Raw genomic sequence first — 17,473 nt, 5'->3', positions numbered from 1 at the left:
GAATGTTTGAGTGGTACTCACCTTTTCTAATTATTAATTGTTTAGTTTACTATGTTTTCTTCCATATACAAAATAGAAGATAAGTCCAACTACAAACCAAATGCCGCATGCAATCCAAGTGTGAATAGATAACTGAAGTATTAGGAATAAACATGCGAGAAACGATAGTATTGGTAAGAGTGGAAATAGCGGAACTTTAAATCCACCTTTAGGAATGCTTTTATTTCTCCTTAAGAAAATTACACCTAGGGAGACAATCGTAAATGCAATTAAAGTCCCCATATTTACTAGTTCTGCCAATGTATTTAATGGTATAAAACCAGCGCAAAAAGCAACAGCAATTCCAAAAATCCATGTATTAACATCTGGTGTTTTATGTTTTGGATTTAGTTTTGTCAGAACTTGTGGTAGTAAACCATCACGGGCAATGGCAAAAATGAGACGAGAACCACCATATAGCATAACGAGTATAACGGTCATCATTCCAGTTACTGCCCCTAAAGAAATCACACCTGAAATCCAATCATGTTCAACAATTTGGAGAGCGTAACTTACAGGATTACTTACATTTAACTCCGTGTAAGGAACAATACCAGTTAAAACTAATGAAACGGATATATATAGGAAAGAACAGATTAATAATGATCCAATGATTCCTATAGGTAAATTTCTTTGAGGGTTTTTTACCTCTTCAGCAGCGGAAGAGACTGCATCAAAACCAAGATAGGCGAAGAAAACGAGAGCCCCACCTGCTAAAACTCCTTCAAATCCAAATGGCATAAATGGCTGCCAATTTTCCGGTTTTACATAAAATACTCCAACTAAAATAAATAGTAATATAACTCCTACTTTAACAAAAACCATAATTCTATTTATTTTGGCTGATTCCTGTAATCCTCGAGTTAATAAAAATGAAATGATTAATACGATTAATACGGCAGGTAAATTAATAAAGGTACCCTCAGCTGGATTAAAAGGACCTGTTAAAGATGACGGTATCTTAATTTTAAGGCCCTCTAATAATGAGACTAGATATGCAGACCACCCTGTAGCTACGGATGCTGAGGCTAAACCATATTCAAGAATTAAAGCCCAGCCTACAAACCAAGCGAGTAATTCTCCGAAGATAATATAGCCGTATGTATAAGCACTACCAGTAACAGGAATTGCAGAAGAGAATTCTGAATAACACATTGCGGCCAGAGCACAAACAATAGCTGCTATCAGAAACGAGAAAACAATAGCTGGCCCCGAGTGACTAGCTGCTACAGTACCAGGTAAGATAAAAATACCCGTACCAACAATTGCACCAACACCTAATAATATTAAATCAAAGGCACCTAATGTTTGCTTAAGACGTACACCATTGTTTTTGCTTAACAATTCATTAATATTCTTTTTTCTGAACAAATTTGACACGATATACACCTATTCTTTTTATTATGAAGAAATACTACTATGATTACAGCTGTTGGTCAAATATTTATTATATGAAATGACGAATTTTATCGAATATGTAGATAATTTATAACAATTTGCTAAATTAAATGTTCTTAATTATTAAATATTTGTTATTTTTCTAAAAAATTAAAAAGCTTAAATCTCTTGAAAAGGACTTAAGCTTTTAGAATTAAATAACTATTTAATTTCATTATTAATTTTAATAAATTCTTCTATATTAGATAGGAAAATATCTGTAAGTTCAGGATCGAAATGTTTTCCACGTTGCTCTTGAAAATATTTAATGATTTTATCCATCTTCCATCCTTTTTTATAAACACGGTCACTAATTAATGCATCAAAAACATCAACAATTGCGGTAATTCGACCATACAAATGAATTTCTTTCTGTTTTAAGCCCCTTGGATAACCAGTTCCATCATATCTTTCATGGTGTTGATGGGCAATAATCGCACCTGCTTTTAATATAGGACGCTCTGAGTTTTTCAATATATCGTATCCAATTTGAGCATGACTTTTCATTATTTCGTATTCTTCTTTTGTGAGCTTATCGGGTTTGTTCATAATGGCATCACTAATCCCGACTTTTCCAAGATCATGCATAGGGGAAGCAAGTTGTATAATTTCCGATTCTTCTTCTGAAAGGCCGTACTTTAGAGCTAACAGTTTAGAGAACTCAGCTACCCGTTTAACATGGTTACCAGTTTCTTTTGAGCGCATTTCTCCAATTTCACCTAATGTATAAATAATCTCGCGTTGAGTATTATCGATTTCTTCAACAAGACAAACATTTTTAAACGTTGCTGAAGTTTGAGAAGAAAATATTTCAACCATTCTCTTATCCCAATCTGATAATGTTCTACCTGTATAAAAATAAATGAAATAATGGCGATTAAATACAGTCCCTAGATAGAGTAAGAATGAATCGTTGCCAATAAAACTTTGCAAATTATTAATGCTATCTAAAACTTCCCTAGTGAAACTATTGAATAGGTCGTTAATTAGTATATTATCAAAAATTCCATTGTGAATTAGTATAGATGAATCTTCATTTGTTCTTTGTAGAAAAACACCGCCAATTTTGGATGAATCAGATAGATTGAGGATGGATGTAAATTGTAGCATGATGTTATTTACTAATTGATGTTTCGAAGTATCTCGTATAATTTTTGATGTAGCAGTAATAACATCTTCTAACCTATTTTTACTATCTTCTACTGTGAACAGATCTCGATAGGAACGTAACATAAAAATAACGGAAGTAAAAAGCTTTTGTGAAGTAAGTTCTTTTTTCTCTATACATTCATTGATATCTTGGGAAATAATTACTTCATTTATTGGCAATTGGTCTGGTTGATCAATCAATAAGAAAATTCTTGTTCTATTATTTTGTAAATCTTTACGTAAGTAATCTACTAAATGGACGCTACCATCTTTTGTTTCTAATTCTGCACTTAGAATTATGATGGCAATATCATCGTATTTAGACAAAAGCTGTTCAGCCTCTTTTGCAGAATATACATGCAAAAATGTAACAGGTTTCTGTTCAAACATGACATCCTTAAGTGTGTTTTTTGTTTGGTCGTGCATTTGTTGAGTAGCATCTACAATTAAAATTTTCCAACTATCTATATGGTTTCTATTTTTATTATCACTTCCGTTTTGAAACAAGCTTTGATCGTTGTCTTTTTGCAACTTTCTGTACATCAGGAACCTCCGCCAAAATAAAGGAATAAACCTCGATTTAGAAAAAATAGGTAAATATATAATCTTAACGCATTATTTTTTTAAGAAGAAATTTTACTTTTTATAAAAAATTTTAACAGAAACCATGTCATATGTAATAAGAAATTTCAAAATTATCATGTTGTTTATGAATGAAATGTGGAGATGGTAAAGAAAGATTTACTTAAGTAGAGTAATATTAATAAAGCTAGGCTTAGTATAGAGAGAATACCAATGGCCTAGCTTTAAACATCTTTATCTACCTTGATACGTATGAATTAAATTACCATTTTGTCCTCGAGCAAATACGTCTGTACGATTAGGTCCCCAAGATACACTTGCAGGAGCACTTGTTAAGTTACCACCAAGGGATTCCCAACTATCCCAACGAGTACCGTTCCAAGTACGTTTGTAAAGTCGGTTACCAGTACCTCTTACGAATACATCAAGGTGATTTGCACGTTTTGATGATACGGTTGGGCTACTTGTTAATGTTCCACCAAGGGATTCCCAATCAGACCACGTTGAGCCATTCCACCATTTGTGAATCAAATCATTGTTTTGTCCACGAGCAAATACATCAATACGATTTGGCCCCCATGAGATTGCTGCTGGTTCTGAATTTAAGTTTCCACCAAGATCTTCCCAATTTTCCCAACGAGATCCGTTCCAAGTTCTTTTGTATAATCGGTTGTTTGATCCTCTTACGAAAACATCTAACTGATTTGTTCGGCGAGAGGATGCTGCAGGACCACTAGTTAAAACACCGCCAAGGTTTTCCCAGTCATTCCAACGTGTTCCATCCCACCATTTATGATACAGTGCATTGTCTGTACCTCGCACAAACACATCAATACGATTTGGCCCCCAAGATACTGCACCAGGGGAAGATGTTAAAACGCCGCCAAGGTTCTCCCAATTACTCCATCTACTACCGTCCCACCAAATGTGGTAAAGGGCATTATCCGTACCTCTTGCAAAAACATCTAGACGATTCGGTTGCCAAGAGGAAACTGTAGGTGCGCCAACAATTGTTCCTCCAAGGTTCTCCCAGTCAGACCATCGACCTCCTGGTGTAGGAGTTGGTCCTGGACTTGGTTGTTGTCCTCGGAGAATATTAACTGTTATTTCAATTAATCTTGTTAGTATACGGTCAATCGTGTTAAGTGGGAAATTCAGTTGGCGAATAAGGATATTGAACCAAGGTGTTTCTCTTTGAAATTGTTCATAAATCTCACTTGCAGATTGATTTATATTTGCTTCATTTCGAGTAAAGTTCACGATTAAAAAAATAAAAGTCTCAGCTAGCTGTCTATTTACCCCTGCCTGCTCTAATTGTGTATAAAGATTACTATGTTGTGTTCGAATTGTTTGCATAATTTCTTGAACACTTGGCTTTTCAGATTGTCGAGATGGTTGTTGTTGTCGTTGTGGTTGTCTTTGTTGTTGTGCAATATATTGCGGATATTGTTGAGGTGTAGGGTGCATAGGGACTTGTTGAGCAAAATATGGATAGCCATTATACCAGTACACTTATACATTCCTCCATTTCTATGATAGTGTATGCACCACATGTTAAAGTGGGACTATCAGAAAGGAGAGTTTGATTCCTTTTTACTAAGACTTATTTGATTGGGTGTGTTTACGGAAAATTAACGAAGTCTTGGGTCTTTCTAATGGAGTAATATTAATAATAAAGTAACTAATAATGAGGATTAAAATCACAATGGAATAAATGAGTGTATCTTTTGGATGATCATGTTCTACAATGATAAGTCTAACCATTGCAGTAATACCAATGTAGATGAAGTAACGTAATGGGAAATGATAGTCTTCTTTAAAGTATTTCACAATCATTGTAATGAACTCAAAATATAAAAAGAATAAAAGAATATTTGCTAAGAAGACTTTATAATCAGTCCCTGATATAAGGAGGATTTCAAAAAATTTAACTATTTCTTTTATAAGTAGAATTGATAGAATGACAGCCAAAATAATTAAACAACTGTTTAAAAACCATTGTAACGTTTTTGAAAAATATTGCCTCGCATTGTCCCAGTTCCATTTCTTCATAATTAATTTCCTCCTCTCACCCTAAGTAGGGTTTTTGCTATTTTAGAAAACTATCAACATGATTATATTTATGAATAATTCATAAGAATAATGAAAAATTCATGCTCTTTTTAAGAAAAATTAACATAATTAATCTCAATAAGGCTATAAACGATGGAAAATTAAGTATAAAATTATTGCGGAGAAGGGGAATTTAATACTAATTAAAGGAGTTCCTATGGAAAAGATACTATATGAAAGTAGTCCGAGTCGCTATTACATTACGGTAAGTATAACGATTTTTATTATGGTGATGGGTTTAAGTGTATTTAACCCACGTATTGGATTAGGTGATGTTGGCTTTTTAATACATGTTGCCCTAGTGATAATTCTATCTGTATGTTTATTAATTTATCCTAAATTTAATACACGTCATATACGATTCAGTATTGTTCTTATATCCTTTGCGTTACTTTATTTACTTTTCTTTTTATATCCGGATACTGGATCGACAATATTATTAATCTGTTTTATCCCTGCAATTTCAATATTATTTTTTGATACTTTGCTATTTTATTTTTCTATTATCCTTAATACATTATTGCTTTCAATATCTGTCGCATATATAAAATTTGAAAGTTTAGAGGCGATGTATCCTTATTTAACTAATGATTTAATAGGAAACTGTATTAATTTAATTATTAGTCAAATCATTCTTGCGTTTATTTTCCATTTAACTTCTGAACGAATAAAAAGGCAACAAATGCTTTATGAGCAAATGAAACACAATGAGCGGTTAAAAACGGCAGGAGAATTGGCTGCTGCTGTTGCCCATGAAATTAGAAATCCACTAACTGTAGTGAAAGGATATTTGCAAATTTATGATCAAGACGCAGCTAGTGATTCTGGGAATAAACAAAAATTTAGACTATTAATAGAAGAACTAGAAACTGCAGAACAAGTAGTAACTGATTTGTTATCCTTATCAAAGCCGTCAACTAATAGAGTTGCTGAGAAAATTAATGTACAAACAGTAATTGATAATGTAGCAGAACTGCTTCAATCTTATGGGTTATCGACAAAAAATAAAATTGAAATAGATATAGAAAATGATTGTACAATTAATATGAATAAAATGGAGTTGCATCAAGTTCTCGTTAATATTATTAAAAACGCTATAGAAGCATCGTATAGTGGAGATTCAATTGTAGTAAGAGCAGTTAAACGGGATGAAGATGTGATTATTACAGTAACCGATTATGGAAAAGGCATGTCATCTCAAGAATTAGAGTCAATTGGTACTCCTTTTTATTCATTGAAATCAAAGGGAACTGGCCTTGGGATAATGATTTGTAACCAAATTGTTGTAAATAATAATGGCTCCATACATTATGAAAGTGCTGTTGGCAAAGGGACAACTGTTACAATCAAACTTCCTTATTATCACTAGCACCTTGTCATAAAAATGAAAGTGTTGTTACAACGGAAGAAAATGAATGTTGAACAACTGGAAAAAAGCATATAACGGTGAATGATTAACTTGAAATTGGGAGTTAGTAAAAATACAAGTACAATTGTAGAGAAGTTAAAATTGAAGAAATATAAAGAAGTTGCATTATTAGATGTTCCAGAAGACATTCTTTACTTTGATGAGTTATCAGATTATGACACAGAACTAGAAACAAAGAAATATGACTTAATATTTTCCTTTGTATTCGATATGAAAAGCTTACAAAGTCGTGTAAGTAAAATTATAGAAGGAAATTATTTAAATGCACAAGGCTACGTATATTTTGCCTATCCCAAAAAAGGAAATAAAGTGTATCAAACCTATATTCACCGCGATGAATTGCTAGAAGGATTAGGTGCAGATCAGGATGGGTATGTCGGTAATAGTACTATTAAATTTTCAAGAATGGTTGGTTTAGATGACGTATTTACGGTAGTTGGCTTAAAAGAAGATGCAAAATCGAAAAATAAAGCATCCAGAAAAGCGAGTCAAAGTGTAGATGATTATATAGAATATATTCCGGAAATAGAACAGATTTTAATAGATACCCCAGATTTGTTAACCTTTTATCAATCATTAACTCCGGGGTACAAAAAGGATTGGGCTCGATATATTTTTAGTGCAAAACAAGATTCTACGAGGAAAAAACGACAAGAAGAAATGAAAAAGATTTTGTCGGAAGGATATAAAACGAGAGACTTATTTAAGAAAGGGAAAAAATAATTTTAGAAGCAGCCACTTTATTGTATTAAATTAATTTCTAGTATTTTTTTGATGGGGGCAAACAATAAGATGCTTAGTGCGCATCCTAAATGTGTTTTCTTTTGGAAGTTCGGCTATATTCATAATCTAGTAAAAACCTATCAATCGAATGATAGGTTTTTCTCTTATACAAGAATAATTGTAAGTGTGGTCACCACCATTAATTATCAGAATAATGTTACAGTTTTGTTAACGCATAATATTTAGTTTTTAAAAAACAATCTAAATTTACTAAAAATTATACTAGACGAAATAGATAGAATGGTTTACAATCGTAAAGTCAAATAGTCAGAAAACAGGACTTAGCAATATTTAAATCATTCAGAATATTTCGATTAACTATTGCTGGATTCTATTCTATTAGCTATAATTATCAGAAATATCAATAATCTTACTAACATCTATGCGGGGGGAAATCCAAATGACAGAAAAAAAGACTTTAAAGAGATTCGCATCAGTATTTTTAGCATCATCATTAATCGTAGGTGCTTTAGCAGGTTGTAGCTCAAGCGAAGAAGAAAAAACATCATCAAGTGGCGGAAGCTCATCCTCTGATGGCGATTCTAGTGAAGTTATTAAAATCGGAGCTAACTTAGAACTTTCTGGTTCGGTTGCATCTTATGGTTCTTCTATTGGAAAAGGTGCAGAGCTTGCAGTTGAAGAAATTAACGCTGCTGGTGGAATTGATGGTAAACAAATCGAACTTGTAAAAGTTGATAATAAATCAGAAAACTCAGAAGCAACAAACGCAGCTATTAAACTAGCTACTCAAGATAAAGTTACTGCTATGATTGCTCCTGCAACATCAGGTAACGTAATTGCAACTGCTCAAATTGCAAACCAATATAAAATTCCAACTGTTACTGCTTCTGGTACTGCGCCAAACGTAACAGAAAACGAAGATGGTTCAATCAATGATTATGTATTCCGTACATGTTTCATTGACCCATTCCAAGGTATTGTAGCTGCTAACTTCGCAACTGAACTTGGTGCGAAAAACGTAGCAATCTATGCGGACAACTCTTCTGACTATGCAAAAGGTTTAGCAGCATCATTTAAACAACAAATTGAAGCTAACGGTGGAAAAGTTGTAGCTGAAGAAGCTTATGTAGCAAAAGATGTGGACTTCAAGTCAACATTAACAAATTTAAAATCTAAAAACCCAGAATTTATCTTTATCCCTGGTTACTATGAAGAAGTTGGTTTAATCGTTAAGCAAGCTCGTGAATTAGGTATTGATGTACCTTTAATGGGTGCAGATGGTTGGGACTCTCCAACTTTAGTTGAACTTGCTGGTAAAGATGCATTAAACAACACATTCATTACAAACCACTATTCATCTCAAGATCCTGATAAAACAATCCAAGGATTTGTTGAAGCATTCCAAGGTAAATTCAACGAAGCACCAAATGCATTCCACGCACTTGGTTATGATACAGTTTACTTCATTGCTGATGCAATCAAACGCGCGGGTTCAACAGATGGTGAAGCGATTCAAAAAGCTTTAGCTGAAACAACAGACTTAAGCTTAATTACAGGTACTTTCTCAGTTGACGAAAAACACAACCCAGTTAAATCTGCAACAGTTCTAGAATATGTAGACGGCAATCAAAAGTTCAACTCTAAAGTTAATCCGTAAAATACGTATTATTCGTATTTGAACAAACAAGGGGGGCTTGAGGCCTCCCTTTTTACAGTTTACTTTTATCATTTTTTTACAATAGTTTAAGTTAAATAGAATCTTTAGTACTAAATGATGTAATTATTAAGGAATAAGTAGTTAAAGGAGTGAGGCCTTATGGAATGGTTGCAACAACTAGTGAATGGTATATCACTAGGGAGTATTTATGCATTGATTGCACTAGGATATACAATGGTATATGGGATTATCAAGTTAATCAACTTTGCCCATGGTGATGTATTTATGCTTGGTGCCTTTATAGGATTCTATGCCATTGCACGATGGGATTTAGGATTTATCCCAGCGTTAATTATTTCGATGTTACTTTGCGCAATCATCGGGGTTATTATTGAACGAGTTGCTTATAAACGGTTACGAAATGCGACTCGTATTGCAGCATTAATTACTGCGATTGGAGTATCTTTATTAATCGAGTATACTGTGATTTTCTTCAGAGGAGCATCACCTGAAGCTTATCCTGAAGTATTGGCGAATAAATCGATTTCAATTTTAGGAGCAAGTATTAGTACGCAGTCTATTATGATTCTAGCAGTAACAATTGTTCTTATGATTTTATTACAATTTATTGTTCATAAAACAAAAATCGGTAAAGCGATGCGTGCGGTATCTCATGATGCAGATGCAGCTCGACTAATGGGTATTAATGTAGATAATACAATTTCTGCAACATTCGCAATTGGATCAGCTCTAGCTGGTGCAGCAGGTGTTATTTTTGGTATTTACTATACAAGAATTGATCCATTAATGGGTGTACTACCAGGGCTAAAAGCATTCGTTGCAGCAGTACTAGGAGGTATTGGAAGTATTCCTGGTGCTATGGTCGGCGGTTTAGTTTTAGGTGTAGTTGAAACAATTGTAAGTGCTATAGGTTATTCGTTATGGCGCGATGCAGCAGCCTTTGTTATTTTAATTTTAATCTTAATCTTGAAACCATCGGGTATATTCGGTAAAAACGCCCGTGAGAAAGTGTAGGTGACATTGCATGAAAAAGTCTAAAGCCTTTTGGGGATTCCTCGTTTTAGCACTAGTAATCTATGCAGTCGTACAGGGCATGATCTCAGGCGGAATGCTAGATTTATATTATCAAAATATTTTAATTCAGATGTGTATTAACATTATGCTTGCCGTAAGTTTACATATCGTAATCGGTATTACTGGTCAATTTTCAATTGGTCATGCTGGATTTATGGCGGTTGGTGCGTATATAAGTGCAATCGCAACGATGAAATTAGGCTTACCGTTAATTGTAGCGATTATTTTAGGAGCTGTAATTTCAGCTTTAGCAGGATTACTTGTTGGAATTCCAACGTTACGACTTAAAGGCGACTATTTAGCGATAGCTACATTAGGATTCGCTGAAATTATTCGTATTATGTTCTTAAATGTTGAGTATGTTGGTGGTGCTGCTGGTATGGTAGTAACTAACCTGACAACTTGGACATATGCATTTGTTGGAGTAGTAATTACAATTTTGGTTATTGCCAACTTTACGAACTCTCGACACGGTCGTGGATGTATTTCAATTCGTGAAGATGAAATTGCTGCAGATGCCATGGGGATTAATACTACTTATTATAAAGTTGTTGCCTTTACAATTGGGTCTTTCTTTGCAGGTGTTGCAGGAGCAATTTATGCACACAACTTTTTCATCATTCAACCAACAACATTCAATTTCTTAAAATCCTTTGATATTTTAATCTATGTAGTTCTTGGTGGTTTAGGAAGTTTATCAGGTTCGGTAATTGCTGCTATTTTCTTAACATTAGTATCAGCATACTTAGCAAACTTCCCAGAAACACGTATGATTATTTATTCAGTAGTATTAATTATCGTAATGCTTTATCGTCCGACAGGTTTAATGGGTACGAAAGAAATTACATCATTATTCAAGTTTGGAAAAAAGGGAGGTTCTAAAGTATGAGTAACCTTCTTATTAAAACAGAAAATATGGGTATTCAATTTGGCGGCTTAAAAGCTGTTCAAAATGTAAATATGTATTTAAATAAAGGTGAATTAATTGGACTAATTGGTCCGAATGGTGCTGGTAAAACAACGACATTCAACATGCTTACAGGTGTATATCAACCTACAGAAGGTGCTATTACCTTTGATGGGAAAAAGCTAAATGGTCTAAAACCCTATCAAGTTAGTAAACTTGGTATTAGTCGTACTTTCCAAAACATTCGCCTATTTAAAGATTTATCGGTGCTTGATAATGTAAAAGTAGCGAACCATAATCTTGCTAAGCATTCTTTACTTTCATCTATCCTTCGTTTACCGAGCCATTTTTCTGGGGAAGCAAAAATGGAAAAGGAATCAATCGATTTTTTAAAAATCTTTGGTTTAGATGTTTATAAAGATGAGCTTGCAAAAAATTTACCGTATGGGATGCAACGTCGATTAGAGATTGCTCGTGCGCTTGCGGCAAATCCACAACTATTGCTACTGGATGAGCCAGCAGCAGGGATGAACCCACAGGAAACACGTGATTTAATGGAATTGATTGCATTTATTCGAAAAGAATTTAATTTAACCATTCTTTTAATTGAACATGATATGCATTTGGTAATGGGTATTTGCGAACGTATTTATGTACTAGACCATGGTCAATTAATTGCGGACGGAACGCCAGAAGAAATTCGTAATAATCCTAAAGTTATTGAAGCTTACCTTGGTGAGGAGGTTATTGATTAATGCTAAAAGTAAACAACATAGACGTATTTTATGGAAATATTCATGCATTGAAAGATATCTCCTTAGAAGTAAATGAAGGTGAGATTGTTACACTAATTGGTGCAAACGGTGCAGGTAAATCAACTTTATTAAAAACGTTATCAGGTCTTTTAAAACCAAAACATGGTAATATCATGTATTTGACGCAGCAAATTGCTGGAAAGCCCGCTCAATCAATTGTGAAAAGTGGTATTTCCCATGTTCCAGAAGGACGTCGTGTGTTCTCTAATATGTCCGTTGAAGAAAACTTGGAATTAGGTGCCTATTTGAGAAATGATCGAGATGGCATTAAAAAAGATATGGATCATGTATATGAACTATTCCCAATTTTAGATGAACGTCGAAAACAGTTATCGGGTACTTTATCTGGTGGGGAACAACAAATGTTAGCAATGGGTCGAGCTTTAATGGCACAACCAAAGCTTTTACTAATGGATGAACCATCAATGGGGTTAGCGCCGCTTGTCGTTAAAAAGATTTTTGAGATTATCAAAATGGTTAATAGTCAAGGTACAACTGTGTTACTTGTTGAGCAAAATGCAAATATGGCATTGTCAATCGCAGACCGTGCATATGTTTTAGAAACAGGTAAGATTGTATTGTCTGGAACAGCGAAAGAGCTTCAGGAAAGTGAACAAGTTAAAGCAGCTTATCTTGGAGGATTATAGTAATAATAAAAAGGAGGTGTCCAAAAAGTAATAATGGACTTACCCCAGTCAAGTAGACAGCTTTAAAAGAGACTAAGCAGCCATCTGGTGTCGATATTCTATCGGTGCCAGGTGGTTGAGTCGTTTTTGGAAGCGTTGGTAGTTATAAAAGTAAATGTATTCCTCCACAGCCTGTCTCACTTCATCTGCTGAATGATCATGTAATAAATACAAACACTCACTTTTAAAGTGCGAGAAGAATGACTCGATACATGCGTTATCATGGCAGTTTCCCTTGCGAGAATGACTACCAATCATGCCAAGTTGTTCAACTGTCTGATGATATTTAATGGATGTGTATTGGAAGCCTTGATCTGAGTGAATAATGCTTCGATACACATTTCTTTTTGCCGTCAATTCCTGTAGCGTATCCATCACTAATTCTAAATCGTTACGTTCGCTAATCTTCCAAGCGACAATTTCGTTGTTATATAAATCTTGCACAGCCGATAAGTAGAGGAATCCACTTTTCGTTGGTAAATATGTGATATCAGTGACGAATACTTCATTTTCTGTTCGCTCGTTAAATTGGCGCTTTAGTACATTATCAAATACACGTGACATCTGATTTTTCCATACACGACGCTTTTTACGGATAATCGAGTGAATGCCGAGTTCACACATTAATCGATAAACTTTCTTATGATTCACATGGAATCCTTTCTCCCGTAAAGCAATTTTCATGCGTGGATAACCATACATTTTATATTTCTGATGAATCGATAAAATGTGTTCCTTTAACACGATATCAGCTTGTTTACGGGATGATGTCTTACCGTTTTTAATCCACTTATAATAGCCTGAACGTTCTACTTTTGCCATTTCAGTCAGCCACGTAATAGGATAGCGATCTTTCATTTCCTCTATAATTTGATAACGATCTGGATAAGTTGGCATTCCTCCATTTACAGATTTGGATACTGCTTTTTTAAATATTCAACCTGAGCTTTATAGTAATCACGTTCTTCTTCTACACTATTAAAGTGAACACGTTTTCCTTTTAAGGGATTCTTCACACCTTTTGCGCCAGATCCTGAAGAAGGTAGGCGGTTAAAAGCTTCAATCGAACCTACTTCTTTATATTTTTGAACCCATCTTTCCACCTGAGTTTTACTTCGGAGGTTAAACTTTTTTGCAGTTGTTACATAGCTATCTTCACTATTTAAGTAAGATAAAACAACTTGTAATTTGAAATCATTTGAATAAGTATTGTTTTTTCTGGACATAGAAAAATCCCCTCTAAATAGACTGTTAGCTACAGATTACCGTAGCCTTTTTTACATTGTCTACTTAAAGGGGATAATATCATAATTTTTCGGACACCTCTATTCTTTCTTGATAAATAACTCTTATGAATTATTGTTCCTGCGGTGGTTGTCACCATCCTCGTCACAAATGAGCTGTCTCAAAATGACTTTTCAGACAACTTCTTTTTTGTTATCTTATTTTTTCCTACCAATCTATATGCTCAGGATATTTCATTGATAGGGGAAGTTCGTGTATTTCATTTTTTGTAACGCTTGCAGTTGCTAGAATTTCTTCTTTTAAGATAACATAAGCCTCATCCTCAATCATTAATCGGATTGCATATGCAGCTAAATGTTCTTTTCTTTCCTCTATTGATAGATTGATATATTCCAAATTTAATAAATCTACATATTGTGTTGCATAGCGGAAATAGTTTAATGTTCGATTTTGTATCAGTTGTGAGATAACTGTGTTGTGCTCATCAGAAAGTTGGTATTTTAAACAATCTAATACATTTCCTTGGAATTTTCGTATAATGCCAATATGTATATTCCACAAAGAATCGTCTATCATTTCATTATGTAATTTAATAAAATCGTCTAAGGCTAGTGCTGTAAAAATCAATTCAGGCCATAATATTTCAACACTGAAATAAACATTTTTTTCTGGAGCAATCATATTATGACGTTTTAACATTTCGCGATGAACACCATTTGAGATGAGTTCTATATTTTTTTCACCTTGTATTGCTTTTCTTAAATTATAGCAAACATTTAAAATTCTTTGCCTTGCTCCATGGTAATCGTAATAGCGGTTTTCATCTCCTATGACAACGTAAACTGCACTGACTAGCTCATCTAAATCCCAATAATCCCCGCTAATTCGTGCACCTGTATGCTGTTCTGTACACTCGATTGATAACATTTTTCCAACTCCTTTGCATATATAAGTTTGGAAACACAAGCATAGATGACTGCTTGTCGTTTCCATTAAATTATGCATTTTACCCTTTCTTAGGCGTATAGTTTAATAATTTAAATAGATCATTCTTTTCTTTATCTGTTAAATCACGCCACTGCCCAACTTTTAAATTACCAAGATGAATATTCATAATGCGGATTCGTTGTAGTCGTTTTACGGTATAACCAAGTGCTGAACACATCCGTCGAATTTGACGATTTAATCCCTGTTCTAAAATAATTTTAAATACTTGTGATGATACTTTTTCGACTTTACAAGGAAGAGTAACAGTATCTAAAATCTTAACCCCACTGGCCATCTTTTTTAAGAATTGATCAGTTATTGGCTTGTCTACTTGTACGATATACTCTTTTTCATGGTGGTTTTCTGCACGTAAAATTTCATTCACAATATCGCCGTCGTTTGTAAGAAGCAATAAACCTTCTGAATCTTTATCTAATCGACCAATATGAAAGATTCGTTTAGAGTGACCGACAAAATCAACGACATTTCCTTTAATGTGCTTTTCAGTTGTACTCGTAATGCCAACGGGTTTATTTAATGCAATATAGACAAGTTCTTCTTCTTTTTTCACAGGCTTGCCATCTACACAAACAACATCACCTTCATTTACTTGACTCCCAACAGTCGCCAGTTCACCGTTTATTGTAATGCGTCCTTCTTCAATCCATTTATCTGCCCCTCTACGAGATACGATGCCAGTTTCGCTTAAATATTTATTAATTCTCATAAAAACTCCTAATGCTGTTTATTTTTAGTATACAATACCCTAGAATTTCTAACTTTACTATTGTAGACATCGTACTACTTTGAAATACATAAGACTAAATAGTTAATAACATTTTATAGTAAAATAGATACATTTTGTAGAAAAAAACGTTATACAAAAGAAAATACTATTTCAATTTTTTGGAATGTTTGATAAATTAAGAACATATAGTATACAAATACCTTTTCATAGCTAGGGGAAGTGAGTGCTAAAAGGTATTTGTAGAGATTAATAGGTGAAAAGGGGAGAATTTTACATGTCAGTATTAACAATGGCTTATGCATTTCCAAACACAGAAGGAGCAGTTGTAAACTTCAAAGAAAAGTATGATAACTTTATCGGGGGACAATGGACAGCACCAGTTAATGGAGAGTATTTTGACAATATCACACCAGTTACTGGAAAAGTGTATACGAAAGTTGCACGCTCTACTGCTGAAGATATTGAGCTTGCTCTAGATGCAGCTCATGCAGCAAAAGAAGCTTGGGGTAAAACTTCTGTAGCAGAGAGAGCAAATATTTTAAATAAAATTGCTGATCGTATGGAAGAAAACTTAGAAATGTTAGCAGTTGCTGAATCATGGGAAAATGGTAAAGCAGTTCGTGAGACATTAAATGCAGACCTACCTCTTGCTATTGACCATTTCCGTTACTTTGCGGGCGCAATTCGTGCTCAAGAAGGTGGCATAAGCCAAATTGATGAAGATACTGTAGCATATCATTTCCATGAACCTATTGGAGTAGTTGGACAAATTATCCCTTGGAATTTCCCATTGTTAATGGCTTGCTGGAAGTTAGCACCAGCTTTAGCTGCAGGAAACTGTGTAGTGTTAAAACCTGCAGAACAAACACCTGCATCTATACTAGTTTTAGCAGAGTTAATTGAAGATTTATTACCACCAGGTGTTTTAAATATTGTTAACGGTTTTGGTTTAGAAGCTGGTAAACCACTTGCTTCAAGCCCACGCATCGGCAAAATTGCGTTCACTGGTGAGACTACAACTGGCCGATTAATTATGCAATATGCATCTCAAAACATTATTCCTGTAACATTAGAACTTGGTGGTAAGTCACCAAACATTTTCTTTGAAGATATCTTTGAAGAAGATGATGAGTTCTTAGATAAAGCAATTGAAGGATTCGTATTATTTGCATTAAACCAAGGTGAAGTATGTACTTGTCCTTCTCGTGCATTAATACAAGAATCTATTTATGAGAAGTTTATGGAGCGCGCATTAAAACGCGTTGAAGCAATTAAAACAGGTAATCCATTAGATCCTACTGTTATGATGGGTGCTCAAGCATCATCTGAACAAATGGAGAAAATTTTATCTTATTTAGATATTGGTAAACAAGAAGGTGCTGAATGCTTAATTGGTGGAGAACGTAACCAATTAGAAGGCGACCTTAAAGATGGATACTATATTAAACCAACTGTATTTAAAGGTAACAACAAAATGCGCATTTTCCAAGAAGAAATCTTTGGACCTGTTGTTGCAGTAACAACATTCAAAACTAAAGAAGAAGCATTAGAAATTGCGAATGATACATTATACGGCTTAGGTGCAGGTGTTTGGACACGTGATATGAACACTGCATATCGTTTTGGCCGTGCTATTGAAGCAGGACGTGTTTGGACAAACTGTTATCACGCTTATCCTGCACACGCAGCATTTGGTGGATACAAAATGTCAGGTGTTGGTCGTGAAACACACTTAATGATGTTAAATCACTATCAACAAACAAAGAACTTACTAGTAAGTTATAGCCCTAATAAATTAGGATTCTTCTAATAAGGAAGATTTAAACTACTATACTGCATTA

General features: G+C 34.2%; 16 protein-coding genes. 8 read left to right on the top strand and 8 right to left on the bottom strand.

The window, feature by feature from the left end; translation table 11 throughout:
- Window positions 1–33 precede the first annotated feature (33 nt).
- The 4 genes from NKR20_RS17860 to psiE form a co-directional block, all read right to left on the bottom strand.
- Window positions 34–1,419 carry a branched-chain amino acid transporter BcaP gene (locus NKR20_RS17860; protein WP_341944342.1) on the bottom strand — a complete coding sequence of 462 codons (1,386 nt, stop codon included), beginning with the start codon at window positions 1,417–1,419 and terminating at the stop codon, window positions 34–36.
- A gap of 219 nt (window positions 1,420–1,638) precedes the next feature.
- Complete coding sequence (locus NKR20_RS17855) at window positions 1,639–3,168, bottom strand: HD domain-containing phosphohydrolase (RefSeq protein WP_121215274.1); 1,530 nt, start codon at window positions 3,166–3,168, stop codon at window positions 1,639–1,641.
- A 273-nt stretch (window positions 3,169–3,441) separates the two neighbouring features.
- The gene (locus NKR20_RS17850) at window positions 3,442–4,719 is read right to left on the bottom strand and encodes a PLL family lectin (RefSeq protein ID WP_245987589.1); all 1,278 of its coding nucleotides are present in this window, start codon (window positions 4,717–4,719) and stop codon (window positions 3,442–3,444) included.
- Window positions 4,720–4,803: 84 nt separating this feature from the next.
- Window positions 4,804–5,259: a phosphate-starvation-inducible protein PsiE gene (gene psiE / locus NKR20_RS17845; RefSeq protein WP_121215273.1), complete on the bottom strand. Its 456-nt coding sequence runs from the start codon at window positions 5,257–5,259 to the stop codon at window positions 4,804–4,806.
- A gap of 217 nt (window positions 5,260–5,476) precedes the next feature.
- Here psiE and NKR20_RS17840 point away from each other — a divergent pair, with 217 nt between their 5' ends.
- From NKR20_RS17840 to NKR20_RS17810, 7 genes are all read left to right on the top strand, one after another.
- Window positions 5,477–6,688, top strand: a complete 1,212-nt coding sequence (locus NKR20_RS17840; RefSeq protein WP_121215272.1) for an ATP-binding protein — start codon at window positions 5,477–5,479, stop codon at window positions 6,686–6,688.
- An 81-nt stretch (window positions 6,689–6,769) separates the two neighbouring features.
- Window positions 6,770–7,471 (top strand): YdeI/OmpD-associated family protein, encoded by a 702-nt coding sequence (locus NKR20_RS17835; protein ID WP_253427916.1) that lies wholly within the window; start codon window positions 6,770–6,772, stop codon window positions 7,469–7,471.
- A gap of 460 nt (window positions 7,472–7,931) precedes the next feature.
- Window positions 7,932–9,149: an ABC transporter substrate-binding protein gene (locus tag NKR20_RS17830; RefSeq protein WP_121215270.1), complete on the top strand. Its 1,218-nt coding sequence runs from the start codon at window positions 7,932–7,934 to the stop codon at window positions 9,147–9,149.
- A gap of 159 nt (window positions 9,150–9,308) precedes the next feature.
- Complete coding sequence (locus NKR20_RS17825) at window positions 9,309–10,184, top strand: branched-chain amino acid ABC transporter permease (protein ID WP_121215269.1); 876 nt, start codon at window positions 9,309–9,311, stop codon at window positions 10,182–10,184.
- 10 nt (window positions 10,185–10,194) lie between these two features.
- A complete protein-coding gene (locus NKR20_RS17820) occupies window positions 10,195–11,133 on the top strand; it encodes a branched-chain amino acid ABC transporter permease (RefSeq protein ID WP_121215268.1) in 939 nt (312 codons plus the stop codon).
- Entirely contained in the window at window positions 11,130–11,906 is a 777-nt protein-coding gene (locus NKR20_RS17815) for an ABC transporter ATP-binding protein (protein ID WP_121215267.1), read from the top strand. The genes NKR20_RS17820 and NKR20_RS17815 overlap by 4 nt, the downstream gene beginning before the upstream one ends.
- Complete coding sequence (locus NKR20_RS17810; RefSeq protein ID WP_121215266.1) at window positions 11,906–12,613, top strand: ABC transporter ATP-binding protein; 708 nt, start codon at window positions 11,906–11,908, stop codon at window positions 12,611–12,613. The genes NKR20_RS17815 and NKR20_RS17810 overlap by 1 nt, the downstream gene beginning before the upstream one ends.
- A gap of 72 nt (window positions 12,614–12,685) precedes the next feature.
- Here NKR20_RS17810 and NKR20_RS17805 read toward each other — a convergent pair whose 3' ends face one another.
- The 4 genes from NKR20_RS17805 to rluF form a co-directional block, all read right to left on the bottom strand.
- Entirely contained in the window at window positions 12,686–13,549 is an 864-nt protein-coding gene (locus NKR20_RS17805) for an IS3 family transposase (protein ID WP_121216063.1), read from the bottom strand.
- 8 nt (window positions 13,550–13,557) lie between these two features.
- Window positions 13,558–13,878 carry a helix-turn-helix domain-containing protein gene (locus tag NKR20_RS17800; RefSeq protein ID WP_121216062.1) on the bottom strand — a complete coding sequence of 107 codons (321 nt, stop codon included), beginning with the start codon at window positions 13,876–13,878 and terminating at the stop codon, window positions 13,558–13,560.
- 226 nt (window positions 13,879–14,104) lie between these two features.
- Window positions 14,105–14,824: a DUF6904 family protein gene (locus NKR20_RS17795; protein WP_121215265.1), complete on the bottom strand. Its 720-nt coding sequence runs from the start codon at window positions 14,822–14,824 to the stop codon at window positions 14,105–14,107.
- Window positions 14,825–14,903: 79 nt separating this feature from the next.
- Window positions 14,904–15,611, bottom strand: a complete 708-nt coding sequence (gene rluF, locus NKR20_RS17790) for a 23S rRNA pseudouridine(2604) synthase RluF (RefSeq protein ID WP_121215264.1) — start codon at window positions 15,609–15,611, stop codon at window positions 14,904–14,906.
- Window positions 15,612–15,921: 310 nt separating this feature from the next.
- Here rluF and adh point away from each other — a divergent pair, with 310 nt between their 5' ends.
- Window positions 15,922–17,442 (top strand): aldehyde dehydrogenase, encoded by a 1,521-nt coding sequence (gene adh, locus NKR20_RS17785; RefSeq protein WP_121215281.1) that lies wholly within the window; start codon window positions 15,922–15,924, stop codon window positions 17,440–17,442.
- Window positions 17,443–17,473 lie beyond the last annotated feature (31 nt).

This window comes from Ureibacillus endophyticus (assembly GCF_024159215.1).
Classification (GTDB): Bacteria; Bacillota; Bacilli; order Bacillales_A; family Planococcaceae; genus Ureibacillus; species Ureibacillus endophyticus.
The sequence above is the reverse complement of the archived record's forward strand: the minus strand, read 5'-3'. Positions and strand labels throughout refer to the sequence as shown.

What these genes read in the sequence shown, in the direction of transcription:
- psiE (WP_121215273.1), bottom strand. Translation starts at nt 5,259, where the DNA reads ATGAAGAAATGGAACTGGGACAATGCGAGGCAATATTTTTCAAAAACG.
- adh (WP_121215281.1), top strand. Translation starts at nt 15,922, where the DNA reads ATGGCTTATGCATTTCCAAACACAGAAGGAGCAGTTGTAAACTTCAAA.
- rluF (WP_121215264.1), bottom strand. Translation starts at nt 15,611, where the DNA reads ATGAGAATTAATAAATATTTAAGCGAAACTGGCATCGTATCTCGTAGA.
- NKR20_RS17795 (WP_121215265.1), bottom strand. Translation starts at nt 14,824, where the DNA reads ATGTTATCAATCGAGTGTACAGAACAGCATACAGGTGCACGAATTAGC.
- NKR20_RS17840 (WP_121215272.1), top strand. Translation starts at nt 5,477, where the DNA reads ATGGAAAAGATACTATATGAAAGTAGTCCGAGTCGCTATTACATTACG.
- NKR20_RS17830 (WP_121215270.1), top strand. Translation starts at nt 7,932, where the DNA reads ATGACAGAAAAAAAGACTTTAAAGAGATTCGCATCAGTATTTTTAGCA.
- NKR20_RS17820 (WP_121215268.1), top strand. Translation starts at nt 10,195, where the DNA reads ATGAAAAAGTCTAAAGCCTTTTGGGGATTCCTCGTTTTAGCACTAGTA.
- NKR20_RS17855 (WP_121215274.1), bottom strand. Translation starts at nt 3,168, where the DNA reads ATGTACAGAAAGTTGCAAAAAGACAACGATCAAAGCTTGTTTCAAAAC.
- NKR20_RS17835 (WP_253427916.1), top strand. Translation starts at nt 6,770, where the DNA reads ATGATTAACTTGAAATTGGGAGTTAGTAAAAATACAAGTACAATTGTA.
- NKR20_RS17810 (WP_121215266.1), top strand. Translation starts at nt 11,906, where the DNA reads ATGCTAAAAGTAAACAACATAGACGTATTTTATGGAAATATTCATGCA.
- NKR20_RS17825 (WP_121215269.1), top strand. Translation starts at nt 9,309, where the DNA reads ATGGAATGGTTGCAACAACTAGTGAATGGTATATCACTAGGGAGTATT.
- NKR20_RS17800 (WP_121216062.1), bottom strand. Translation starts at nt 13,878, where the DNA reads ATGTCCAGAAAAAACAATACTTATTCAAATGATTTCAAATTACAAGTT.
- NKR20_RS17805 (WP_121216063.1), bottom strand. Translation starts at nt 13,549, where the DNA reads ATGCCAACTTATCCAGATCGTTATCAAATTATAGAGGAAATGAAAGAT.
- NKR20_RS17815 (WP_121215267.1), top strand. Translation starts at nt 11,130, where the DNA reads ATGAGTAACCTTCTTATTAAAACAGAAAATATGGGTATTCAATTTGGC.